We start from the raw sequence: 18,947 nt of genomic DNA, 5'->3' as shown, positions 1-18,947 counted from the left end.
ATGAATACCGATAAAAACACGGCCCTCTATGAGAAGATGGCCGCCGAACAGGATAAGTTCCGGGACTGGCTGAAAAGCCAGCCCCTGGAGGAAATTCTAAAGCATACCTATGAGTACACGGTCCGGGAGGACATCCTGATGGCGATGGAGGAGCTGGACCTGCCACAAAGCCGGGCCGCCGCGCTGCTGGCGTCGCCGTCCCCGCTGGCCGATGTCTACAAGGAGTTTTCTGATCGGGAGACTTCCTACATGGATGTGGTGCGGGACAGTATCGAGCAGCGGGCCGAGGCGGCGCTGGACGCCCAGCGGGAACTGCCGCTCTACCGGCACGACGCCGCCCATGCCCGCGAACAGGGCGACCTGGATTTGTACCGGGCGTCCCGCCGCGCCAACATCGCCTGCAAGGAGGCCATCGAGGCGTCCATTTCAGAACATTACCGGGACAACCGGCTGGACAAGGACGCGGTGCCCCAGGTGATCGAGCAGTTCGGCTACACCCGCACCCTCTATGTGCTGGCAAACACCGTGCAGCAGAAAGAGTGGGATGAGCGTTTCAGCCCGGCCAACAAGACGTGGGCCAGGACGGTGGACATCCCGCCCAACCCGGACGGCTTTGGCGGCGAACGCAACCTGGACTTTGTGGTGGACAGCCACTCCGGCTTGGTCGATCTGTTCTTGAGCCAGGCGCGGCAGGACTATCTGCGGCTCCAGCCGCTGACGCCAGAGGAAATCCGCGCCGAGGCCGCCCGGCTCTTGCAGGAGCTTCGTGCGCCGGATACGCCCAACAGCCCCCACGGCACCCACTACATGGCCCGCGTTTCGCCGGATTTTCTGGCCCGCGCAGGCACCCAGGCCCACGACCAGCTGATAACGCTGCTGCCATTCCGCAGTCTGGCGATCACCGGCATGAAGGACCTGCCCGGCACCTATGTCACCATCCTGGCCAGTGAGGACCGCTCCAAGGAGCTGCGTCAGCGCCGCCCCTCGGTCCGTCGCCAGCTGAAACAGGAGCCGCGCCCCGCTGAAAAGCCGGAGAAAAAATCCCCCATCCATAAGAAAAAGGAGCCGGAGCGATGAGCGCCCCCAAGCGCAAGCGGGAGGTGCAGCTGAACTTCCGGGTCTCGCCGGAAGAACTGGCGCTGATCGAGCAGAAGATGACCCAGCTGGGGACAAAAAACCGGGAGGCGTACCTGCGCAAGATGGCCCTGGACGGCTATGTGGTGCGCCTGGAATTGCCGGAGCTGAAGGAGCTGGTGTCCCTGATGCGCTATTCCAGCAATAACTTGAACCAGCTGGCCCGCCGTGCGCATGAAACCGGGCGCATTTACGACGCCGACCTGGAGGATATATCCCGGAGGCAGGAGGCTTTGTGGGACGGGGTGCATCAGGTATTGACCCAGCTGGCAAAGCTGACGTGACAGGGGCATACGCCCCTGCTGTGAGGGAGGTCCGGCGCGTGCAGGCTGCATCGCCGGGCCTCCCTCTTTTTTTCTTTGCCGGTATCGTTGCGTTTTGGCGGGCTGTGATTGATAATGGAGTCAGAAACGAGGTGATGGCTGATGTTAACGTTTGAAAACGTCTTAGAGATTTTTCAAGAATACCTGCTGCGCGACCCGGAGGAAGAAGTTCTTCCCTGCAAACGCGGCTACGTCCGACTGGCCTGGGACAAGGATTCCCGCTACTGCGTGGACGGCATTCTCTGCCGGACCCCGGAGGAGCTGTTCGATATACTTCTCTCGGATTTTCAGGACTTTGCCATGATCTGCCGGACGCGGGGACGCCGGGAGGTCACAGAGGCGGACGAAAAGGCCGTAGAGGAACTGTGCCAGCCATACCTGGACTGGCGGAAGGAGGCGCTGAAATGAGAGCGGTGCTGTTTATTTTGAAATTGGGGCTGAAAATCCTTGCTGCGCCGGTAGTGCTGGCGCTGATGCTGTTCACCTGGCTGTGCTTCGGGCTACTGTATGTGTCCAGCTTTATCTTCGGCTTGGCCTCCACAGTGGTGGCGCTGCTGGGGATCGCGGTGCTTGTGACCTACTCGCCGCAAAACGGTGTGATCCTGCTGGTGATTGCCTTCCTGGTCAGCCCGCTGGGCCTGCCGATGGCTGCTGCATGGTTGGTGGGCAAGGTGCAGGACCTGCGGTATGCGATCCAGGACGCGGTGTACGGCTGAATAGGAAGCGAAGAATTGCCGGGAGTGATTGCCCGGCAATTTTTTGACTTTACTTTCGCGCTAATTTCGCGTATAATATTAGCATGAAAGGAAGGTGAAGAACATGAGCAAATTTCAACAGCTGGACCAGCTGATGGAACGTCAGGATGGGATGCTGCGCACCGGGCAGGTCCTCGCGGCCGGGATCTCAAAACCTGTTTTTTATCAATTCGTGCAGTCTCGTGGGCTGGAACAGGCGGCGCATGGGATTTATCTTTCCAAAGATGCCTGGGTGGACGCCATGTATCTGCTGCATCTTCGCTGTCCGCAGGCGGTTTTTTCCCATGAAACGGCGCTGTTTTTCCACGACCTGACCGACCGGGAGCCGCTGGCCTATTCTGTCACGGTCAAGACAGGGTACAACCCCACCCGGCTTAAAGGTGAGGGCGTCCAGGTCTTTACCATCAAGGCGGAGCTGCATGAGGTCGGCCTGACAGCCGCGCAGACCCCCTTCGGTCACGATGTGCCGGTCTATGATATGGAACGGACGATCTGCGATGTGCTGCGCAGCCGGAGCCACATCGAGATGCAGACATTTCAGGACGCTTTGAAAGCGTATGCCCGCCGGAAAGACAAGGACCTGCGGACGCTGATGCGCTATGCCAGGCTGTTCCGTGTCGAGAAGATTTTACGCCAGTATTTGGAGGTACTGCTATGATAAAGACAGCCAGACAGCTGAAAGATTTGATCCGCAACCTGTCAAAGAAAAATGCTGCGGATGCGCAGATTTTGATGCGCAACTATATGATGGAGCGTTTTCTGGAACGCATTTCTCTCTCGTCCTACCGGGACAAATTCATCCTCAAGGGCGGGATGCTGGTGGCCGCGATGGTCGGCCTGGACGCCCGCTCCACGATGGACCTGGACGCAACGGTCAAGGGAGCTAACGTCAGCATAGAGGATGTGGAGAACATGATGGCCGAGATCATCGCTGTTCCCATTGACGACGGCGTTACCTTCCAGGTGAAAAGCATTTCGGAAATCATGGATGAAGCGGAATATCCCGGTATCCGGGTCACGGTGACAACGCTCTTTGACGGGGTGCGCACCCCGCTGAAAATCGACATTTCAACCGGCGACGCCATCACCCCTAAAGAGGTGCGGTACAGCTTCAAGCTCATGCTGGAGGACCGCTCCATCGACGTTTGGGCCTATAACCTGGAGACCGTGCTGGCCGAAAAGCTGGAAACCATCATCACCCGCACTACGACCAACACCCGTATGAGAGATTTTTACGACATCGCCATCCTGCAACAACTCTATGGCAGCACTCTGGACCCGCACGTTCTCCATGACGCGCTGCTGGCGACAGCCCACAAGCGCGGCACCGAGCGCCATCTGGCCGAGGCCGCCGAAGTCTTTGATGAAGTGGAGAACAGCCCGGTCATGCAGGACCTGTGGGCGGCCTATCAGAAAAAGTTTTCCTATGCGTCCGACCTTGACTGGAATACGGTCATGGCTGCGGTGCGGCAGCTGTTCTCTCGTTGCGAGGGTGAGGTATGAAAAAACGTGGACACTACTGCAAGGTCTGTGGCGAGTATAAGGCAAACGAAAAGTTTTCCAGCAAGGGTCACGCCGCGCACATTTGTAAAACCTGCGCCGCTCTCCCGCCAGAAAAGCAGGCGGAAGAAATGACACTTACCCAGCTTGTCAACCTTCCCTGGCGATTATCCAAAGGACAGCTTTCGTGGCTGAGGAAGCGGATGAAAGACCGACGGGACACCGTGCGGGCCTTGGCAACGGAACAGTATGAAATGAGGTTCCCGCCCAGGATAGAACTGGATGAATTGGAAGATGACTTTGAGTAAGATTTCGATTTTTATATGGACGAGGAAACTGATATAGAGTAAACCGATGCGGTCTGTGATGAGCAGGCCGCTTATTTTTTGGAAAGGAGGCGGACCCCGCATGGCCACCACCCGCATCATACCGCTGCACGCCGGCAAGGGCCGCATGGTCGGCAAGGCGATCAGCGACATCATCGACTATGTAAAAAATCCAGAAAAGACCGACCACGGCAGGCTCATTACCAGCTACCAGTGTGACAGCCGCGTGGCCGACGCGCAGTTCCTGCTGGACAAGCAGACCTACGCCGCCCGCACTGGCCGGGTGCGCGGTGCGGACGACGTGATCGCCTACCACCTGCGGCAGTCCTTTGTGCCGGGCGAGATCACGCCGGAGGAAGCCAACCGCCTGGGCGTGGAGCTGGCCCGGCGCTTTACCAAAGGCAAGCACGCTTTCATCGTCTGTACCCACATCGACAAGGCTCACGTCCACAACCATATTATATGGAACTCCACCACGCTGGAGTGTGACCGCAAGTTCCGCAACTTTTGGGGCAGCACTCGCGCTGTCCACCGTCTGAGCGATACCATCTGCATCGAGAATGGCTACTCCATTGTGGAGGCTCCCAAGCGGCGCGGCCAGAGCTACAACAAGTGGCTGGGCGATGCGGCCAAGCCCTCCCACAAGGAGCTGCTGCGCCAGGCCATTGACCGGGCGCTGGCACAGAAACCGGCCAGCCTGGAGGAGCTGCTGTGCCTGCTGGAACAGGACGGCTTTACCGTTCACCAGCGCGGCAAAACCATCTCCATCGGCGCGGAGGGCTGGGGCAACAACGTCCGCTTTGACCGGCTGGGGGACGGCTACGCGCTGGACGATCTGCTGGCGGTCCTCTCCGGCCAGAAAGAGCATACGCCCCGCAAGAAAACCGCTGTACAGACCGCTCCACCCAAGGTCAATCTGTTGGTGGACATCCAGGCAAAACTCCAGGCCGGAAAAGGCGCCGGGTATGCTCGCTGGGCCAAGGTGTTCAACCTCAAACAGATGGCCCAGACCCTCAACTACCTGTCTGAACACGGGCTGCTGGATTATGCCGATTTAGAAACCAAAACAGCAGAGGCGACGGCCCGCTACCATGCGCTGTCCGATCAGATCAAGGCCGCCGAGAAGCGCATGGCCGAGATCGCCGTGCTGCGAACTCATATCGTCAACTACGCCAAGACCCGCGACACCTATGTGGCCTACCGCAAGGCCGGGTATTCAAAGAAATTCCGGCAGGAGCATGAGGAGGAAATCTTGCTGCACCAGGCCGCCAAGGAAGCCTTCAACGAGCTGAATGTGAAGAAGCTGCCCACCATCAAGGAGCTTCAGACCGAGTACGCCCAACTGCTGGCGGATAAGAAAAAGGCTTATGGCGAGTACCGACAGGCCCGCACTGCCATGCGGGAGCTGCTGACGGTCAAGAACAATGTGGATAGGGTCTTGGCGATGGAGCAGACCGAGCCGCAACAGAAAGAAAAAGACCACGGCCAGCGGTGAGCTGGTCGCGGTCAAAAGCGTTCGCAAGAACGCGCAGCCACAGATTGAAAATCTGTGTTCAAAGGGGCTTGGGGGACTTCCCTCAACAAGCGCGTGGGGCTATCTGGATAGCCACAGGCATCGCTTGCCGCTTTCTTTGCAGAAATGAAAAGAGCCAGAGAGGAAACCGTCAAATTTCACTCACTGGCTCAATTCGCTTCAATTTTCTTAGATAGCTCTGTTAATTCCTGCATGGTCTCCTGTGTATGGTGCAGCAGGGTTTCACGCATTTCTGACGGGCAGCTGGAATAAAGCATTTTCATCTGGTTGGCTCCCTCATCTTCTGGAGAAACATCCGGATTTATCAGAGAATCCAGAGAGATGTTCAAAACCTTGGCCAATGCTCTTAAAATCAAATAGGAAGGATTCATCTGCCCTTTTTCAATGTTGGCAATTTGTTTTACAGAAACATGGCTCTGGTCTGAAAGCTCCTGCTGTGTCAGGTCTTTTTTCTTTCGGGCCTCCCGCATTATTTGACCCAAAGCGGTTAAATCGTCAATCGGCATAATCATTCACCTCAATAACATTGTATCGTGCCGATTTGTTTTGAGGAATAACCTTATTATGCCCGCTAAAAGGTATGATAATGCCGATTTTGTAATATAAAAAACGAATAGGGCGCAAAGACCCTTGATATTTTTATATCATGAGTCCTTACACCCTACTATGAGTTTTTATCTTGAGATAATTTTTTTAGGATATATTCTGTTTATGTGAATTACCCATCTGCTCTTTTTCTTGTGTTTTCAGATGCGTTTCCCGCTTATCGGTTGCTTCTTTCAAAAGAGCGTAAGTGGCTGCTGCGGCAGGTACGCCAAGCAACATACCGATTGGTCCAGCCAGATTGCCACCTATTGTGATTGCCGCTAAAACCCACATGGCAGGAAGGTTGATTTTTGCGCCCACAACTTTCGGATAGATTGCATTTCCTTCGATCTGTTGCAAAGTAAGCAGGAAAATAATGAATACCAGTGCCTTAAAAGGATTGACTGTCAGAATCAAAAATGCACCCACAAGTGTAGCAATCCAGGCACCGACATAGGGAATCAGTGCTGTTACCCCAACAAGCGCACCGATCATCGGCGCATATGGTATTCTCAGAATTAACATACCGATTGCACACAGGCTGCCTAAAATTATTGCCTCAGTCGTTTGCCCTGCTACAAAAAGCTTGAAGTTTTTTTCACAGACAGCTGCCACATGAATGCCCCGCTCGGCAAAACATGCTGGAATCCATACACGGACAATTCGGGTGATCTGACTTTTTAATTTCTCCTTATTGGCCAAAATATAAATTGAGAACACAAGACCAATCGCAAAATCGACTGCCGTCGCAACCACGCTTCCAAATGCGGAAGCAGCAGTGTCCATAATGGTGGTTCCCAATTGATTCAACCATTCATTCAAATTGTCTTTCAGTTCAAGAAAATCAATATCAATTTGGGACAGCTGTTCTCCGAATGGGATTTTAGAATAGTCAGCCGTGCTTTCAAATGCCACCAGTTGATCCAGACCATTCGTCAAGGATGATATGACAATAGATACTGCATCGATCAATTCGGGAATAACAAGAAAAGCAACACCGACAAAGACCCCTATCACCAAAATAAATGAAAGCAGGATCGCAAGCGGGCGGCGCATTTTCGTTTTCCTAGATGTCGGATGTTTGGGGAACAGATGTCTTTCAATAACCCCCAACGGAACATTCAGAAACAACGCCAAAATCAATCCAATTAAAAGTGGGTTCAGCAGGTCTTTCAACCACATCACGGCATCAGCTACATGACTAATATGTCGGATGCCAAGATAAATCAAAATGCAGGCTGTAAACGTTCCGATAATCCACTTTGATAATTTTTTGTGTGTTTCAATATCTTCAAACATTCAAGACCCTCCTTACATTAGTGGTGCAAATAGCCGCAGTATATCCTGGAGCAGATGCACTACGATATTTGTTTTGCAATCCTTTTCTGTCACCTGTTGGCATATCTCCAGCGTTTGCAGAAAATCCTCCTTGACTTCCATAACAGCTTTGGCCTCATAGAGCAGAGCACCACATTCATAGTGCAGATATAAGCTGCGAAAATCCAAATTTGTTGTCCCGACTGTTGCAGTACGGTCATCGGACACAAAGGTTTTGGAGTGGATGAAACCATTGGTATATTCGTAGATTTTAACGCCTGATTTTATCAGCTCTCGGTAATACGAGCGTGTGGTCATGTGTACCCACCATTTATCCCAGCGGTGGGGTGTGATGATGCGTATATCCACACCACTTTTTGCCGCAAGACGCAAAGCGGAAAGCATACTATCATCGACAATCAGATATGGGGTGTTGATATACACGTACTTCTTTGCATTGTTTAAGATATGCAGGTAAACGTGTTCGCCCACATTTTCTTCATCCATTGGACTGTCAGCGTATGGCTGAACAAACCCCTTTGCAGTAACAGGGCACTCTTGTTCTTTCCATGGGTAGAAGATTTCGTAGTCCTCGTCTGTATGGGTACAAATTTCCCACGTCTGTAAAAAAATTAGTGTGAAACTCCATGCGGCTTTGCCTTTCAGCATGATCGCTGCATCTTTCCAGTGTCCGTGTTTCTCAATGGCGTTGATGTATTCATCTGCCAGATTGATACCTCCGGTAAAAGCCACCTTTCCATCAATGACCGCTATTTTTCGGTGATCTCTGTTATTTTGCTTTACGGTCAGAACAGGTCGGAAGGGATTGAATACGGCGCACTGGATACCGTGTTTTTTTAGCTGCTTTGCGTAGTCTTTCGGAAGAGTGAGAAAGCAACCCATATCGTCATAAATCAGTCGCACAGTTACGCCTTGCGTGGTTTTTCGCTTCAAAACTTCCAAGATGCTGTTCCACATAACGCCTTCCTGCACGATGAAATATTCCAGAAATATGTACTTCTCGGCTTTTTCAAGTTCTGCCAAAAGTGTTTCCAGCTTTCGTTCACCCGGTGTAAGGTAATGTGTTTCTGTATCTGCATATATTGGAAACCCCGTGTATTCCTGCAAGTAATGAATTTGAGGGTAATATTCAGGCAGTTGTTTTGTTGCGCTTTCATAGCAAATGCCGGGGAGTGCATAGAGTGGTTTTGCCTTTTGTTGTGTATGGAGGACACTTTTTGCAAAGCGCCATTTCGAGGATTGTGCATTAGACAAAAGATACATCAGTCCACCAAACAACGGGAAGGTTAGGATCAGGATCGCCCATGCAGTTTTGTAGGCGCCTTTGTCTTTCTGGGAAACGATATAAAGCACCGCAATGATACTGACGATTGTCAGTAGGCGACTGAAATTTCGGGAAAGCTGACTTCCCCCAAGTACAAGGCATATAAGAAAATATACCTGTAAAAGTAGCAGGAGTATCGTCAACATCCTTCTACGGAATAAGACACGGAGCCAACGCTGGCGCATAATGATTCCCCCCCTTCAAACTCAAATCTACGGATTCTTTTTCCGCTGTTCGCAAAATTCCCAAAACTCTTTTGCAATGCGCTCGTAGGTGCTTTTTCCTACGAGATAGCTCATACAGTGGTCAGCGCCCGGAACAATCAGCAGACGCTTTTCTGATGTACAGGCTTTATAGTTTTCGTATGTCATTTCAACCGGAACAAAGTGGTCATCTGTTCCGTGGACAAAAAGAACAGGAATTTGGCAGTGCTTCAACGCTTCTGTAGTTGAGGCAGCATCAGCATCCATTTGGATGCGCTTTTTGCACATCCTATCGGCACCTGTTTTATGCAGAGCATAAGGAATATGCAGATTGCTTTCGGAGACATGTTTCCAAATTGCATGGAGCGAAGTAAATGCACTGTCCGCTGCGATTCCAAATACATTATCCGGCAGTTCCAGTTCGGACGCCATTAGCACAGAGGTTGCACCCATGGATACCCCGGCAAGATAGATGGGAATGCTTTTTCCTGTTTTCTCGTTTATCCAATTTGTCCATGCCAGGCAATCGTAGCGTTCCAGCAAACCTAAACTCATATGGTCGCCGCCGCTATTATTTTGTCCCCGCTGCTCTGCGTAGAGTACAGAACAATGATTATTGCGCCAGAAATCTGCGATTAGACCAAAATCATGTGACCAGGAGGAACGCCACCCGTGCATGGCAACTATAGTTCTTTTCGGTTCTTCGCAGGGACACCAATGCCCAATCAATGAAATTCCGTCGTGAGCAGTGATTTCCACCACGTCACAGCCGCTTTTTTCGAGCTGACCAGCTGCCTTTTTTACAATTTCAGTGGTTTCTATCATTTCAGGTGAACCGGACACACGCATTTTTCCGTTGCTTCTGTCCTGCGGCGCAACCCGATCCATGGCGAGCTGCATCATCTTTTTGGTTAGAAGATGATGCCAAAGCACACAAATCGCACTACCGGCAGCACCTATTATCAATCCTTTTTTCAATGAATCCTTCATAGCACGTCCTTTCATAACGTGGGTATAACTTACTCTTTGTCATTGGCAGTTTTCTTACTTAATTTTCTGCGATATGCGTAATATAACAGAATCGACATTGAGGCTTTTTCATAACCAAACTTGCCGAAGCACTGGAACGCCGCATTGAGAATGGTCAATCTCTTTTCTTCGGTCAGGGCCAAAAATTTGTTCAATTCATTTCCTTCTTCTTACACAATAACCGTTTCGGTTATTCAGAGTATAGCACCAATAACCGAATCGGTCAAGTGTTAATGCAGCAAGTGTATTGATGCGCTTTTTGCAAGCGTCATCTGCGCTCATGTCTGGATAAAAGAACTGATCCACCGATATATCGAACATTGTCACCATCTGATAAAAAGTGTTCAAGCTCGGATGCTGACCGTCGTTTTCGTTATATATGATGGTGCGGGGATCACGGTCAATGATAAGGGCCAGTTGATCCTGTGTCATCCCGCTGGTTTCTCTTTTGCGCTTTATCTCGCACCCTATATCGTGGAAATCAAATTTGCGCTCATCGCGTTCAAATTTCATAGACATCACCCAATGTAATTTTATATTTCAGGTAGTAGTATTTGAACGAATTACATTTTCGTGCAACTGCTGACTTGAACACACCGGTACTTTCGAGACTAATCTTCGTTGGTCTAACAGTATAAAAAGAAAACTTTTGAATCATACTCCAAAATACTTGACCGTTTCGGTTATTGGTGCTATACTCTAAATAACCGAAACGGTTATTGTGTAAAAAGGAGGAAATGAATTGGACAAATTTTTGGCCCTGACCGAAGAAAAGAGATTGACCATTCTCAATGCGGCGTTCCAGTGCTTCGGCAAGTTTGGTTATGAAAAAGCCTCAATCAATGATATTGCGGTAGCCGCACACATTTCCAAAGCGTCTGTGTTTCAGTATTTCGGCAGTAAAAAGCAGCTCTACATTTACCTGCTGGAATACTGCAAGAAAATCATAGAGGGACTATTTGATAAGGAAGCCCTCGATTCCGAAACAGATTTGTTCGACAGGATTCTGGCATCCAGCCGCATGAAAATGGAGGGGCTCCAAAATCAGCCTTTTATCTTGCAGTTTATTACCAGTGCCTGGGAGGAAAATTCTCCCGAGGTGACGGATACGCTGGCGATCCTGACGGAGGAGACCGGCAGATTCCGAAACGATCTTGTTCTGCGGGAAGAGGATGCTTTGAAATTCAAAGACCCAGAGGATGCCCAGCCGGTCTTTCAGATGCTGCTTCTGATGGCCGAGGGCTATGCGGCCGGGTACCGGGGGGCGGCGGCTTTCGATTTTCAGGCTGTCATGGAGGATTTTGAGAAGAACATCGCAATTCTGCGGAAAAATTTTTATAAGGAGGAGTATTTGAAATGAGTGAACAAGCGATTGTCTTGAATGAATTGACCAAGCACTATGGGAAGCATCGAGGAATCAATAACCTCAGTTTCTCTGTCAACCAGGGAGAGTTTTTCGGCTTTATCGGCCCCAACGGTGCGGGTAAGTCCACCACGATCCGCACCCTAATGGGGCTGATCCGTCCCACCGGAGGCAGCGCATCTATCTTCGATTTGGACTGTCACTCCAAGGCCAGCGTCATCGCCAGGGATGTGGGCTATCTGCCCAGCGAGAACAGCTATTACGAAAACATGAAAGTCCGTGAACTTTTGCAGTACACCGCCGATCTGTACGGCATGGACTGCAAGACAAAGATGAAGGAGCTTGCCGACAGGCTCAATCTGGATTTGTCCCGCAAGATTGCAGACCTTTCTCTGGGCAACAAGAAAAAGGTGGGTATCGTGTCTGCCATTATGACTTCGCCCAAACTGATTATTATGGACGAGCCCACCAGCGGATTAGACCCACTGATCCAGCAGGCTTTCTATGATATTCTGAAGGAGGAAAACAGCCGGGGCGCTACCGTGTTTTTTTCCTCCCATGTGCTGAGTGAGGTGCAGAAACTGTGTGACCGGGTGGCCATTCTGAAAGAGGGACAGCTTATTGGCATACAGTCCATCAAAGAACTGCGTGAGAGCGGCTATAAGAAAGTCTCTCTGAGCGCAAAGGAGGCTATCCCTCGCGATTTCTTTGATTTGTCCGGCATTGCGAACTATGCGGAGACTGCGGATAAGACCTCTGTTTCCTTTATGTATAACGGAAATATCACGGCGATTATTGACAAGCTTCACCTGCTGCATTTGGACGATGTGCTTTTGGAAGAGCCCTCTTTGGAGGAAATCTTCATGCACTACTATGCGTAAGGAGGTGTCGGGCATGGTCATTTTGAAATATGAACTGAAAAGGCACCGCAAATATATTTTGGGTTGGGCCATCGCCTTGGCTCTGTGTGTTTTTGTGATGACGCCTACCTATTACAGCTTTATGGATGTTTCCACCGGAGACCTCTATGAAACGCTGGGTACGAGTGATTTTTACAAAGGCGTTGGTGTGTCCATGGAATATCTGACCTCACCGTTGGGCATTTATGCGTTTCTTACCAGCTTTTTTATGATTGCGTCCGGTATTTTCGGGATGCACTTCGGTATCGCCATTCACACCAAGGAGTGCTCGGAGCGAACCTCTGAATATCTGTTTACAAAACCCCATACCCGAAAAACGATTTACTGGGCAAAGGCGTTCACGGTTTTTTTCGGCGTAGTGGTCGTGAGCATGGTATATCTTCTCGCCTCTTTTTTGGCGCTGGCCCTGTTCCGCTCCGGCATTGACTGGGGAGAGTTCTTTCTGATTGCTCTTTCCCTCATGCTGGTCACGCTGTTCCTTGCAGCTATGGGGCTTTTGGTTGGAATTCTATTTTCACGCAATCGAAGCCCACTTTTGACTGCCGGGTTAATTGTCTTTGTCGAGTACTGCGTCACCAGCTTCTCCAACATTGTCAGCAACCGTGCCATTAGTTTTCTGTCCCCGTACTCGTTCTTTAGTGCGGCTGAGATTTCCAAATCTGGCTTTTATGAGTTGGATTACTTGGGATGGTGTGTACTGCTGTTTGCCCTGTTTTTGGTGCTGTCTTATCGTGTCTTTTTGAAAAAAGACATCCAGTTCCGCTCATGAGGGGGTGCAAAGATGAAAACATTGGTGAAAAACGAATTCCGCCAAACCAGAAAGACCCTGCTGATCTGGCTGGGGATCATGTTACTGCTGTGCGGATTCTGCTATTTTGAACTTTTATCCTTGAAGGACAGTCTGGATGAGATGGCCCGGACAGTCGGCCAATTTCCTCGCTTGATCATGATCATGTTCGGTGTGAAAGGGGATCTCACGACTGCCCTTGGTTGGTACGCGTGTATCTATTTTTGGGAGGGGCTGTTGGCCTTTGCCTATGCAATCTCTCTGGGCCTGTCCTGTGTGGCGAGGGAAAAGAAATTTGGAACATCCGAATACCTGTTCACAAAGCCTGTGGAGCGGAAAACCATTGTTCTGGCGAAGGTGATCGTTTCAGCAGTGAACCTGCTGGTGTTCGCCCTGTTCAGCGGCGTGTGCAATTATTTCACGATCGTTCTTCCTTTGGGCGGTCTGGATCAGCCGGGAGCGGTGCTTTCCACAACGATGGGAATGTTCTTTACCCAGCTTCTCTTTTTTGCCTTGGGTCTGCTGTTTGCCAGCCTTTTCAAATCTTATAAGGCCGCGGTACGCGCCGGTACGGTTTTCGTATTGGCCGCCTATGTGTTGGCCTTTACTGCCGAGTACACAGGGAATCGTTTCTTGGATTATCTGACCCCTCTGCGGTACTATGATGTGTATGAAGTAGCACTAAATGGCGTCTATCTTTCCTACATCGTCTTAACAGTACTCATTGTGGGCGCGTGTGTAATGGTTTCTACAAGGCGGTGGAAACTGCGTGAGTTGTAAATGTAATTGTCCATAGATATTCTATTATCTGATGAAAAACAAAGAATGAAAAAAAACGAATGGCTATTATGCCCCAACTGCAACAACAAAACGAGAATTAAAATCTGTGATAATACAGTACTTGAAAATTTTCCGCTATACTGTCCGAAGTGCAAACGGGAAATAATAATCAGCGTAAAACAATTCAATACCACAGTTATCACAGAGCCAGACGCATAGACGCAGAGCCGATAACCCGTTAGCCCGTTAGCCTTGTGCTGCGGATTATCGGCTCTTTTTGCTTTTAAGATAGAAAAGGAGACAAAACCATGAGTAATTCTATTAAAGACAGCGCACAGGCTTTCGCCGTCAATCAAGTGCTGAAATATGTTGACAGCAATCCGCAGGAAGCATTCCCCAAGTTGTTAGATTGGGCGGATAAGTTCGATAAGGATAACCTCTATCTCACACAGCGCCAGCAAATCCGTAAGGTGATGGAGCAGCCTGACAGCAACTGGATGCGCCTGATCAACAGCCTTTGGACGGACATTGATTCTGAAGTCCGCAAAGTGTTCTTCCGCAATTTTATTGTCAATGCATCTCTCTTAGGCAGCCGCAAGCAGGTGGCTAATCGTGAAAAGTACGGCTGCAATATCCCCTGGGCAATCCTGATGGACCCCACTTCCGCCTGCAACCTTCATTGCACCGGCTGTTGGGCGGCAGAATACGGTAATAAGCTGAATCTGAGCTATGAGGAACTGGATGACATCATCAATCAGGCCAATGAACTGGGAACCTATATGTTCCTCTACACCGGCGGTGAACCTATGGTACGCAAGAACGATCTGCTCCGCCTGTGTGAAGCGCATCCTGACTGCGTATTCTCTGCCTTTACCAACGGTACCCTTATCGATGAGAAGTTTGCCGATGAGATGCTGCGGGTGAAGAACTTCTACCCGGCCATCAGCATTGAAGGCTTCGAGGAAGCTACTGATTTCCGCCGTGGCAAGGGTACTTATCAGGCTACTATGCGGGCGATGAAGATTCTGAAAGAAAAGAAGCTGCCTTTCGGCGTATCTGGGTGCTATACCAGCAAGAACATCGACTCCATCAGCTCGGATGAGTTCTTCGATCATCTGGTGGAGTGCGGTGCGAAGTTCGCATGGTTCTTCCACTATATGCCTGTGGGCAACGATTCCGCTGTGGAGCTGCTCCCGTCTCCTGACCAGCGTGAAAAGATGTATAACCGCATCTGCGAATACCGTAGCACAAAGCCTATTTTCACAATTGACTTTCAGAATGATGCGAAATTTGTAAACGGCTGTATTGCTGGTGGCCGCAACTATCTGCATATCAATGCCAATGGTGACATTGAGCCTTGCGCTTTTATCCATTACTCTGACTCCAACATCCGTGAAAAGACCCTGCTGGAAGCATATCAGTCTCCGCTGTTTATGGCCTATCACGACGGTCAGCCCTTTAATGATAATATGTTCCAGCCGTGTCCTATGCTGGAAAATCCTGAATGTCTGCGTAGCATGGTAAAGAAATCCGGTGCCCATTCTACCGAGTATCAGTCCCCGGAAAGTGTTGACCATCTGTGTGATAAGACTACACTTTATGCAGAAACCTGGAAGCCGAAGGCCGATGAGCTGTGGGCTGCTTGTCAGGGCTGTAGTGGGTGTAAGAAGTGATGGACGGCTATCAAATTTTCACAGATGCCACCTCAGATCTCGCACCGGAGTTAACCGCAGGTCTGCCATCTGTTGAAATGATTCCTATGAATGTTGAGATCGGCGGAACAGAATACTCATATGGTTCCCCGGAAGGAATCACAGCCAAGGAGTTCTACCGCTTGCAAAGAGCTGGGAATTTTGCAACGACCTCACAAATCAACCCAACGATTTATTTTAAGCATTTTGAACCCTGTCTGCGACAGGGAACCGATATTCTGTATCTCTGTTTTTCCTCTGGTCTGTCAGGTACATATCAGTCTGCGTTTTTAGCGGTTGAAGAACTACAGCAGGAATATCCGGAAAGAAGAATCATCTGCATTGATACGCTTGCTGCCGCAGTGGGTGAAGGGTTTTTAGTCAGAGAAGCTGCGAAAAAGCAGAGGGAAGGACTGTCTATTGATGAATTGGCTTCTTGGGTCATGGAACACCGATTAGAGGTATGTCATTGGTTTACGGTTGATACCTTTACCCATTTGAAACATGGCGGGCGGGTTTCAGGTGCCGCAGCCGCAATGGGAACGGCTTTGCAGATCAAACCGTTGCTTCATGTGGACAGCGAAGGAAAGCTGCAAGCAGTGGAAAAACCTCGTGGAAGAAAAAAGGCTGTTACCACTCAGATTGCCCGAATGGAACAGGGCTGGAAACCTGAACTTGGTAAATCGATTCTGATAGGTCATGCCGATGACCCTGAAGCAGCAGATATGCTGAAAGAAAGGTTGTTGGAACAATTCCCGGATTCTGAGATTTGTATTGCTTATATTGGCCCTATCATCGGAGCACACACCGGTCCCGGCGCACTGGCATTGATTTACTGGGGAAATAATCGATGACGGAGGATTTGTAGATACGCAAAAAAGCATTCTCCATCATAGAAAAATATAGTTTTGTTTAGAGCTGCCGGGTAACTTATGCTCGGCAGCTTTGAACTGTCTGCTAGAAGTAGTAGGAGGTGAACATATGGTTCCGCATGTATTGGGCGTAGGATACGCCTATAATGAATATGAGGTTACTGCTGGCCGATGGAAAGAATTTGAAATTGAATTTGACTATGCTGATAATATTAAACAAGCGGCCGCAATGCTGTCTTTTAAAGAATATATATGCGTAGCTATTTGCTCTGATGTGATTCCACAAGACGATTTGGATATCTTGAGACAAAAACGTGCGGTACCAATTATTGTTGTGCCACCTTCATATTCGGAGGAACAGCGGTATGCATGTGTCCATTTTGGTGCTGCTCAATATTTACATACCTATAATCATCCTATGGTAGAAATGTTTTCAGAGAAAAATAGTATGAGAAATTGTTTGAAAATACCAAAAGATAAAAGAAGACCGCTAACAATCATCACTGTGAAAGACTTGTCTTTCTGCTTAGAGTACAGGTCTGTAGAGATAGCTGGGGTATGCATTGATTTGACCGAAAAAGAGTTTGATATTCTTGCGCTGCTAATTATGAATCAACGGCAAGTCTATACTTATGAAATGATAATGGATTCTGTTTGGCATGATGATTTTTCGTTTTATTCACGCAATGCGATTTCAAGCCATATAAGTAATTTACGGAAAAAGTTAAAAAGTTCGGAAACTGCATCAGAACATATTAAAAGCATTCGAGGAATAGGCTACAAATTCGAAGTATAGGTATTTCTTGTGCAAATCTTGTATAAATCTAAAGTAAATCTTGCTTTCTGTTCTATACCATAGCTCTCAATAATGGCGAGCAGCTGTTAATTGAGTAATGGTTCAATGAAAACGCGGCTTGCTGAATAGCTGCCGCTTTATACTGCGTAGACAGAAAGGTTATTTACAGCGGCATATAGGAGGATGCCGCTTTGTTTGTTTTAACCTTTTACAGTTCTCATAATCTTCACTTGCTAAAAAAAGTGTAGCTTCCCCTCCGGGGCAGTTCGGCAACCTGTCGGTATTATCGTTCTGCGCAAACCGGAATAATAATGATCTTTTTTGTTGCGCCAGTTTCCTGGAATGGGAGACTGGCGCTTTTGCTTGTCGTTTTTTGCCGAATGTCCCCAAACGGCCTCGATGCCGTTCCCCGCCTCCATTCGATTCACCCGCTAATCACCCGTGAATCGAAATGGAGGTACATAATGAAGAAAGTCAATCTTCGGGATCTGTATCCCGATGTTTATAAAACCGATGCCTTTTTGGAAGTAACCGATGAAGTACAAGCGGTGTTTCAGTCTGACGAGCGAGCTGAAGCAGCCTATGAGCGAAAAATGTATCGCTATAAGGCGCAGTACTCCCTGGACTGTGAGAATGGAATTGAAAATGCGGTCCTGCGAAAGCTGGAGACGCCGGAGATGCTTCTGGAGGAAAAGCAGCTGCGCGAGCAGATTTACTCCGCCGTGATGGCTTTGCCGAAGAAACAGGCAAGGAGAATTTACGCCCGGTACTATCTGGGGATGAGCGTAAATGAGATTGCCAGAGCCGAAGGCGTAGATCCGAGCCGTGTTCGTGACAGCATCCGGCGTGGGTTGAAACAGTTAGCAAAATATTTTTGATAAAGTTTCATTTGAAGCGCCTGTTTTTCACTCTTTTTGTCAGTGTTAATAAGAAGGACAAGTTTCTCCCCTTCGATGTACTTTGACAATCGAATAGACGGCATTTCTGGTACATAACCCATGTACGAGCGAATCAGGCGCGCCGCCAAGATGGACAGCCCAAGGAGGTGATAAACAAGGCTGTTCCCAGCGATCAACGCCAGCCTGAGACCCGGAGGTGGCACTTCGGGCGCGAGGACTCCATGGGGGCTTAAAGATACTTGTTCACACCCGCCCACGGACTTGAGGCGGAACCCTGCGGCGCACGAATAAAACGACGCTGCGGAGTTATGACAGCCGCGCCAGCGGAGATCAGGAATGTCCCCATCGTCAGGGATGCGTGGCAAATGTGGCGAAAGCAAAACTAAAATTCAAGAGAGCTGCGTCCATTTGTTGTAAACAACAGCTCAGTATTCAGATGCAGTTTTCTTTTCAAAGTTAGATACCATGCACTGGCAGTTTCGGCTGCCAGTGCATTCATGTGATTTTGAAAGCACGATGACAACCTTGACAGAATGGAGGGAATATGATTTATGGAAAAACTGATTACACGAAAAGAAGCTGCCAAAATCTTGGGGATCAGTATTACGACCTTAGATGCAGCCCGTAACAATGGCTTGATTTCTTATGTTCAGTATGTGCAGAACGGTTGTGTATATTTTACTGATATGGGCCTTCAGGAGTATATCGCAAAATGCACACACCGGGCAAAACCTATGGAAAAGAGCGCAACTTACCGCAAGCCCCGGAACGCCAAAGCATGAGCCAAT

Annotated in this window: 23 protein-coding genes; 18 read left to right on the top strand and 5 right to left on the bottom strand. The window is 49.3% G+C overall.

All coding sequences use genetic code 11. The features are described 5' to 3' along the window. From KFE19_12485 to KFE19_12450, 8 genes are all read left to right on the top strand, one after another. On the top strand, nt 1–1,077 hold the full coding sequence (locus tag KFE19_12485; GenBank protein ID QUO37197.1) for a DUF3849 domain-containing protein: 1,077 nt from the start codon (nt 1–3) through the stop codon (nt 1,075–1,077). Further along, a complete protein-coding gene (mobC, locus tag KFE19_12480) occupies nt 1,074–1,418 on the top strand; it encodes a plasmid mobilization relaxosome protein MobC (GenBank protein QUO37196.1) in 345 nt (114 codons plus the stop codon). The genes KFE19_12485 and mobC overlap by 4 nt, the downstream gene beginning before the upstream one ends. Before the next feature lie 141 nt (nt 1,419–1,559). After that, nucleotides 1,560–1,865 carry a hypothetical protein gene (locus KFE19_12475; protein QUO37195.1) on the top strand — a complete coding sequence of 102 codons (306 nt, stop codon included), beginning with the start codon at nt 1,560–1,562 and terminating at the stop codon, nt 1,863–1,865. Then, nucleotides 1,862–2,173 (top strand): succinate dehydrogenase, encoded by a 312-nt coding sequence (locus tag KFE19_12470; GenBank protein ID QUO37194.1) that lies wholly within the window; start codon nt 1,862–1,864, stop codon nt 2,171–2,173. Before KFE19_12475 ends, KFE19_12470 begins: the two co-directional genes overlap by 4 nt. 103 nt (nt 2,174–2,276) lie before the next feature. Further along, complete coding sequence (locus KFE19_12465; GenBank protein QUO37193.1) at nt 2,277–2,870, top strand: type IV toxin-antitoxin system AbiEi family antitoxin domain-containing protein; 594 nt, start codon at nt 2,277–2,279, stop codon at nt 2,868–2,870. Then, nucleotides 2,867–3,715, top strand: coding sequence for a nucleotidyl transferase AbiEii/AbiGii toxin family protein (locus tag KFE19_12460; GenBank protein ID QUO37192.1), 849 nt, complete (start codon nt 2,867–2,869; stop codon nt 3,713–3,715). Before KFE19_12465 ends, KFE19_12460 begins: the two co-directional genes overlap by 4 nt. Then, on the top strand, nt 3,712–4,020 hold the full coding sequence (locus KFE19_12455) for a hypothetical protein (GenBank protein QUO37191.1): 309 nt from the start codon (nt 3,712–3,714) through the stop codon (nt 4,018–4,020). The genes KFE19_12460 and KFE19_12455 overlap by 4 nt, the downstream gene beginning before the upstream one ends. A gap of 100 nt (nt 4,021–4,120) precedes the next feature. Next, nucleotides 4,121–5,533: a relaxase/mobilization nuclease domain-containing protein gene (locus tag KFE19_12450; GenBank protein QUO37190.1), complete on the top strand. Its 1,413-nt coding sequence runs from the start codon at nt 4,121–4,123 to the stop codon at nt 5,531–5,533. 188 nt (nt 5,534–5,721) lie between these two features. On the opposite strand, the gene KFE19_12445 is transcribed toward KFE19_12450, so the two are convergent. The 5 genes from KFE19_12445 to KFE19_12425 all read right to left on the bottom strand — a co-directional run bounded on the left by KFE19_12445 (nt 5,722) and on the right by KFE19_12425 (nt 10,564). Beyond that, nucleotides 5,722–6,078, bottom strand: coding sequence for a helix-turn-helix transcriptional regulator (locus KFE19_12445; protein ID QUO37189.1), 357 nt, complete (start codon nt 6,076–6,078; stop codon nt 5,722–5,724). A 187-nt stretch (nt 6,079–6,265) separates the two neighbouring features. After that, nucleotides 6,266–7,456, bottom strand: coding sequence for an AI-2E family transporter (locus tag KFE19_12440; GenBank protein QUO37188.1), 1,191 nt, complete (start codon nt 7,454–7,456; stop codon nt 6,266–6,268). 12 nt (nt 7,457–7,468) lie between these two features. Beyond that, nucleotides 7,469–9,004 (bottom strand): cardiolipin synthase, encoded by a 1,536-nt coding sequence (gene cls, locus KFE19_12435; protein QUO37187.1) that lies wholly within the window; start codon nt 9,002–9,004, stop codon nt 7,469–7,471. A 27-nt stretch (nt 9,005–9,031) separates the two neighbouring features. Next, complete coding sequence (locus KFE19_12430) at nt 9,032–10,012, bottom strand: alpha/beta hydrolase (protein ID QUO37186.1); 981 nt, start codon at nt 10,010–10,012, stop codon at nt 9,032–9,034. A gap of 195 nt (nt 10,013–10,207) precedes the next feature. Beyond that, complete coding sequence (locus KFE19_12425) at nt 10,208–10,564, bottom strand: helix-turn-helix transcriptional regulator (protein ID QUO37185.1); 357 nt, start codon at nt 10,562–10,564, stop codon at nt 10,208–10,210. Between the two features lie 229 nt (nt 10,565–10,793). Here KFE19_12425 and KFE19_12420 point away from each other — a divergent pair, with 229 nt between their 5' ends. The 10 genes from KFE19_12420 to KFE19_12375 all read left to right on the top strand — a co-directional run bounded on the left by KFE19_12420 (nt 10,794) and on the right by KFE19_12375 (nt 18,941). Then, nucleotides 10,794–11,411, top strand: a complete 618-nt coding sequence (locus KFE19_12420; protein QUO37184.1) for a TetR/AcrR family transcriptional regulator — start codon at nt 10,794–10,796, stop codon at nt 11,409–11,411. Then, nucleotides 11,408–12,295, top strand: a complete 888-nt coding sequence (locus KFE19_12415; GenBank protein ID QUO37183.1) for an ABC transporter ATP-binding protein — start codon at nt 11,408–11,410, stop codon at nt 12,293–12,295. The genes KFE19_12420 and KFE19_12415 overlap by 4 nt, the downstream gene beginning before the upstream one ends. 13 nt (nt 12,296–12,308) lie before the next feature. Further along, complete coding sequence (locus KFE19_12410; protein QUO37182.1) at nt 12,309–13,103, top strand: ABC transporter permease subunit; 795 nt, start codon at nt 12,309–12,311, stop codon at nt 13,101–13,103. A 12-nt stretch (nt 13,104–13,115) separates the two neighbouring features. Further along, entirely contained in the window at nt 13,116–13,901 is a 786-nt protein-coding gene (locus KFE19_12405) for an ABC transporter permease subunit (GenBank protein QUO37181.1), read from the top strand. A 45-nt stretch (nt 13,902–13,946) separates the two neighbouring features. Then, nucleotides 13,947–14,120 carry a cysteine-rich KTR domain-containing protein gene (locus KFE19_12400; protein QUO37180.1) on the top strand — a complete coding sequence of 58 codons (174 nt, stop codon included), beginning with the start codon at nt 13,947–13,949 and terminating at the stop codon, nt 14,118–14,120. A gap of 89 nt (nt 14,121–14,209) precedes the next feature. Continuing rightward, nucleotides 14,210–15,574, top strand: a complete 1,365-nt coding sequence (locus tag KFE19_12395) for a radical SAM protein (GenBank protein ID QUO37179.1) — start codon at nt 14,210–14,212, stop codon at nt 15,572–15,574. Further along, complete coding sequence (locus tag KFE19_12390; GenBank protein ID QUO37178.1) at nt 15,574–16,446, top strand: DegV family protein; 873 nt, start codon at nt 15,574–15,576, stop codon at nt 16,444–16,446. Before KFE19_12395 ends, KFE19_12390 begins: the two co-directional genes overlap by 1 nt. Before the next feature lie 127 nt (nt 16,447–16,573). Then, nucleotides 16,574–17,260: a response regulator transcription factor gene (locus KFE19_12385; GenBank protein ID QUO37177.1), complete on the top strand. Its 687-nt coding sequence runs from the start codon at nt 16,574–16,576 to the stop codon at nt 17,258–17,260. Nucleotides 17,261–17,724: 464 nt separating this feature from the next. Continuing rightward, a complete protein-coding gene (locus KFE19_12380) occupies nt 17,725–18,138 on the top strand; it encodes a sigma-70 family RNA polymerase sigma factor (protein ID QUO37176.1) in 414 nt (137 codons plus the stop codon). A 572-nt stretch (nt 18,139–18,710) separates the two neighbouring features. After that, nucleotides 18,711–18,941 carry a DNA-binding protein gene (locus KFE19_12375; GenBank protein ID QUO37175.1) on the top strand — a complete coding sequence of 77 codons (231 nt, stop codon included), beginning with the start codon at nt 18,711–18,713 and terminating at the stop codon, nt 18,939–18,941. Nucleotides 18,942–18,947 lie beyond the last annotated feature (6 nt).

This window comes from Dysosmobacter sp. Marseille-Q4140, from assembly GCA_018228705.1.
GTDB lineage: Bacteria > Bacillota > Clostridia > Oscillospirales > Oscillospiraceae > Oscillibacter.
The sequence above is the reverse complement of the archived record's forward strand: the minus strand, read 5'-3'. Positions and strand labels throughout refer to the sequence as shown.

Excerpts from the sequence above, each read along its gene's own strand:
- KFE19_12465 (QUO37193.1), top strand. The coding sequence starts at position 2,277 with ATGAGCAAATTTCAACAGCTGGACCAGCTGATGGAACGTCAGGATGGG.
- KFE19_12485 (QUO37197.1), top strand. The coding sequence starts at position 1 with ATGAATACCGATAAAAACACGGCCCTCTATGAGAAGATGGCCGCCGAA.
- cls (QUO37187.1), bottom strand. The coding sequence starts at position 9,004 with ATGCGCCAGCGTTGGCTCCGTGTCTTATTCCGTAGAAGGATGTTGACG.
- KFE19_12395 (QUO37179.1), top strand. The coding sequence starts at position 14,210 with ATGAGTAATTCTATTAAAGACAGCGCACAGGCTTTCGCCGTCAATCAA.
- KFE19_12470 (QUO37194.1), top strand. The coding sequence starts at position 1,862 with ATGAGAGCGGTGCTGTTTATTTTGAAATTGGGGCTGAAAATCCTTGCT.
- KFE19_12450 (QUO37190.1), top strand. The coding sequence starts at position 4,121 with ATGGCCACCACCCGCATCATACCGCTGCACGCCGGCAAGGGCCGCATG.
- KFE19_12440 (QUO37188.1), bottom strand. The coding sequence starts at position 7,456 with ATGTTTGAAGATATTGAAACACACAAAAAATTATCAAAGTGGATTATC.
- KFE19_12380 (QUO37176.1), top strand. The coding sequence starts at position 17,725 with ATGAAGAAAGTCAATCTTCGGGATCTGTATCCCGATGTTTATAAAACC.
- KFE19_12390 (QUO37178.1), top strand. The coding sequence starts at position 15,574 with ATGGACGGCTATCAAATTTTCACAGATGCCACCTCAGATCTCGCACCG.
- KFE19_12430 (QUO37186.1), bottom strand. The coding sequence starts at position 10,012 with ATGAAGGATTCATTGAAAAAAGGATTGATAATAGGTGCTGCCGGTAGT.
- KFE19_12425 (QUO37185.1), bottom strand. The coding sequence starts at position 10,564 with ATGAAATTTGAACGCGATGAGCGCAAATTTGATTTCCACGATATAGGG.
- KFE19_12400 (QUO37180.1), top strand. The coding sequence starts at position 13,947 with ATGAAAAAAAACGAATGGCTATTATGCCCCAACTGCAACAACAAAACG.
- KFE19_12455 (QUO37191.1), top strand. The coding sequence starts at position 3,712 with ATGAAAAAACGTGGACACTACTGCAAGGTCTGTGGCGAGTATAAGGCA.
- KFE19_12410 (QUO37182.1), top strand. The coding sequence starts at position 12,309 with ATGGTCATTTTGAAATATGAACTGAAAAGGCACCGCAAATATATTTTG.
- KFE19_12385 (QUO37177.1), top strand. The coding sequence starts at position 16,574 with ATGGTTCCGCATGTATTGGGCGTAGGATACGCCTATAATGAATATGAG.
- KFE19_12460 (QUO37192.1), top strand. The coding sequence starts at position 2,867 with ATGATAAAGACAGCCAGACAGCTGAAAGATTTGATCCGCAACCTGTCA.
- mobC (QUO37196.1), top strand. The coding sequence starts at position 1,074 with ATGAGCGCCCCCAAGCGCAAGCGGGAGGTGCAGCTGAACTTCCGGGTC.
- KFE19_12375 (QUO37175.1), top strand. The coding sequence starts at position 18,711 with ATGGAAAAACTGATTACACGAAAAGAAGCTGCCAAAATCTTGGGGATC.
- KFE19_12475 (QUO37195.1), top strand. The coding sequence starts at position 1,560 with ATGTTAACGTTTGAAAACGTCTTAGAGATTTTTCAAGAATACCTGCTG.
- KFE19_12415 (QUO37183.1), top strand. The coding sequence starts at position 11,408 with ATGAGTGAACAAGCGATTGTCTTGAATGAATTGACCAAGCACTATGGG.
- KFE19_12445 (QUO37189.1), bottom strand. The coding sequence starts at position 6,078 with ATGCCGATTGACGATTTAACCGCTTTGGGTCAAATAATGCGGGAGGCC.
- KFE19_12405 (QUO37181.1), top strand. The coding sequence starts at position 13,116 with ATGAAAACATTGGTGAAAAACGAATTCCGCCAAACCAGAAAGACCCTG.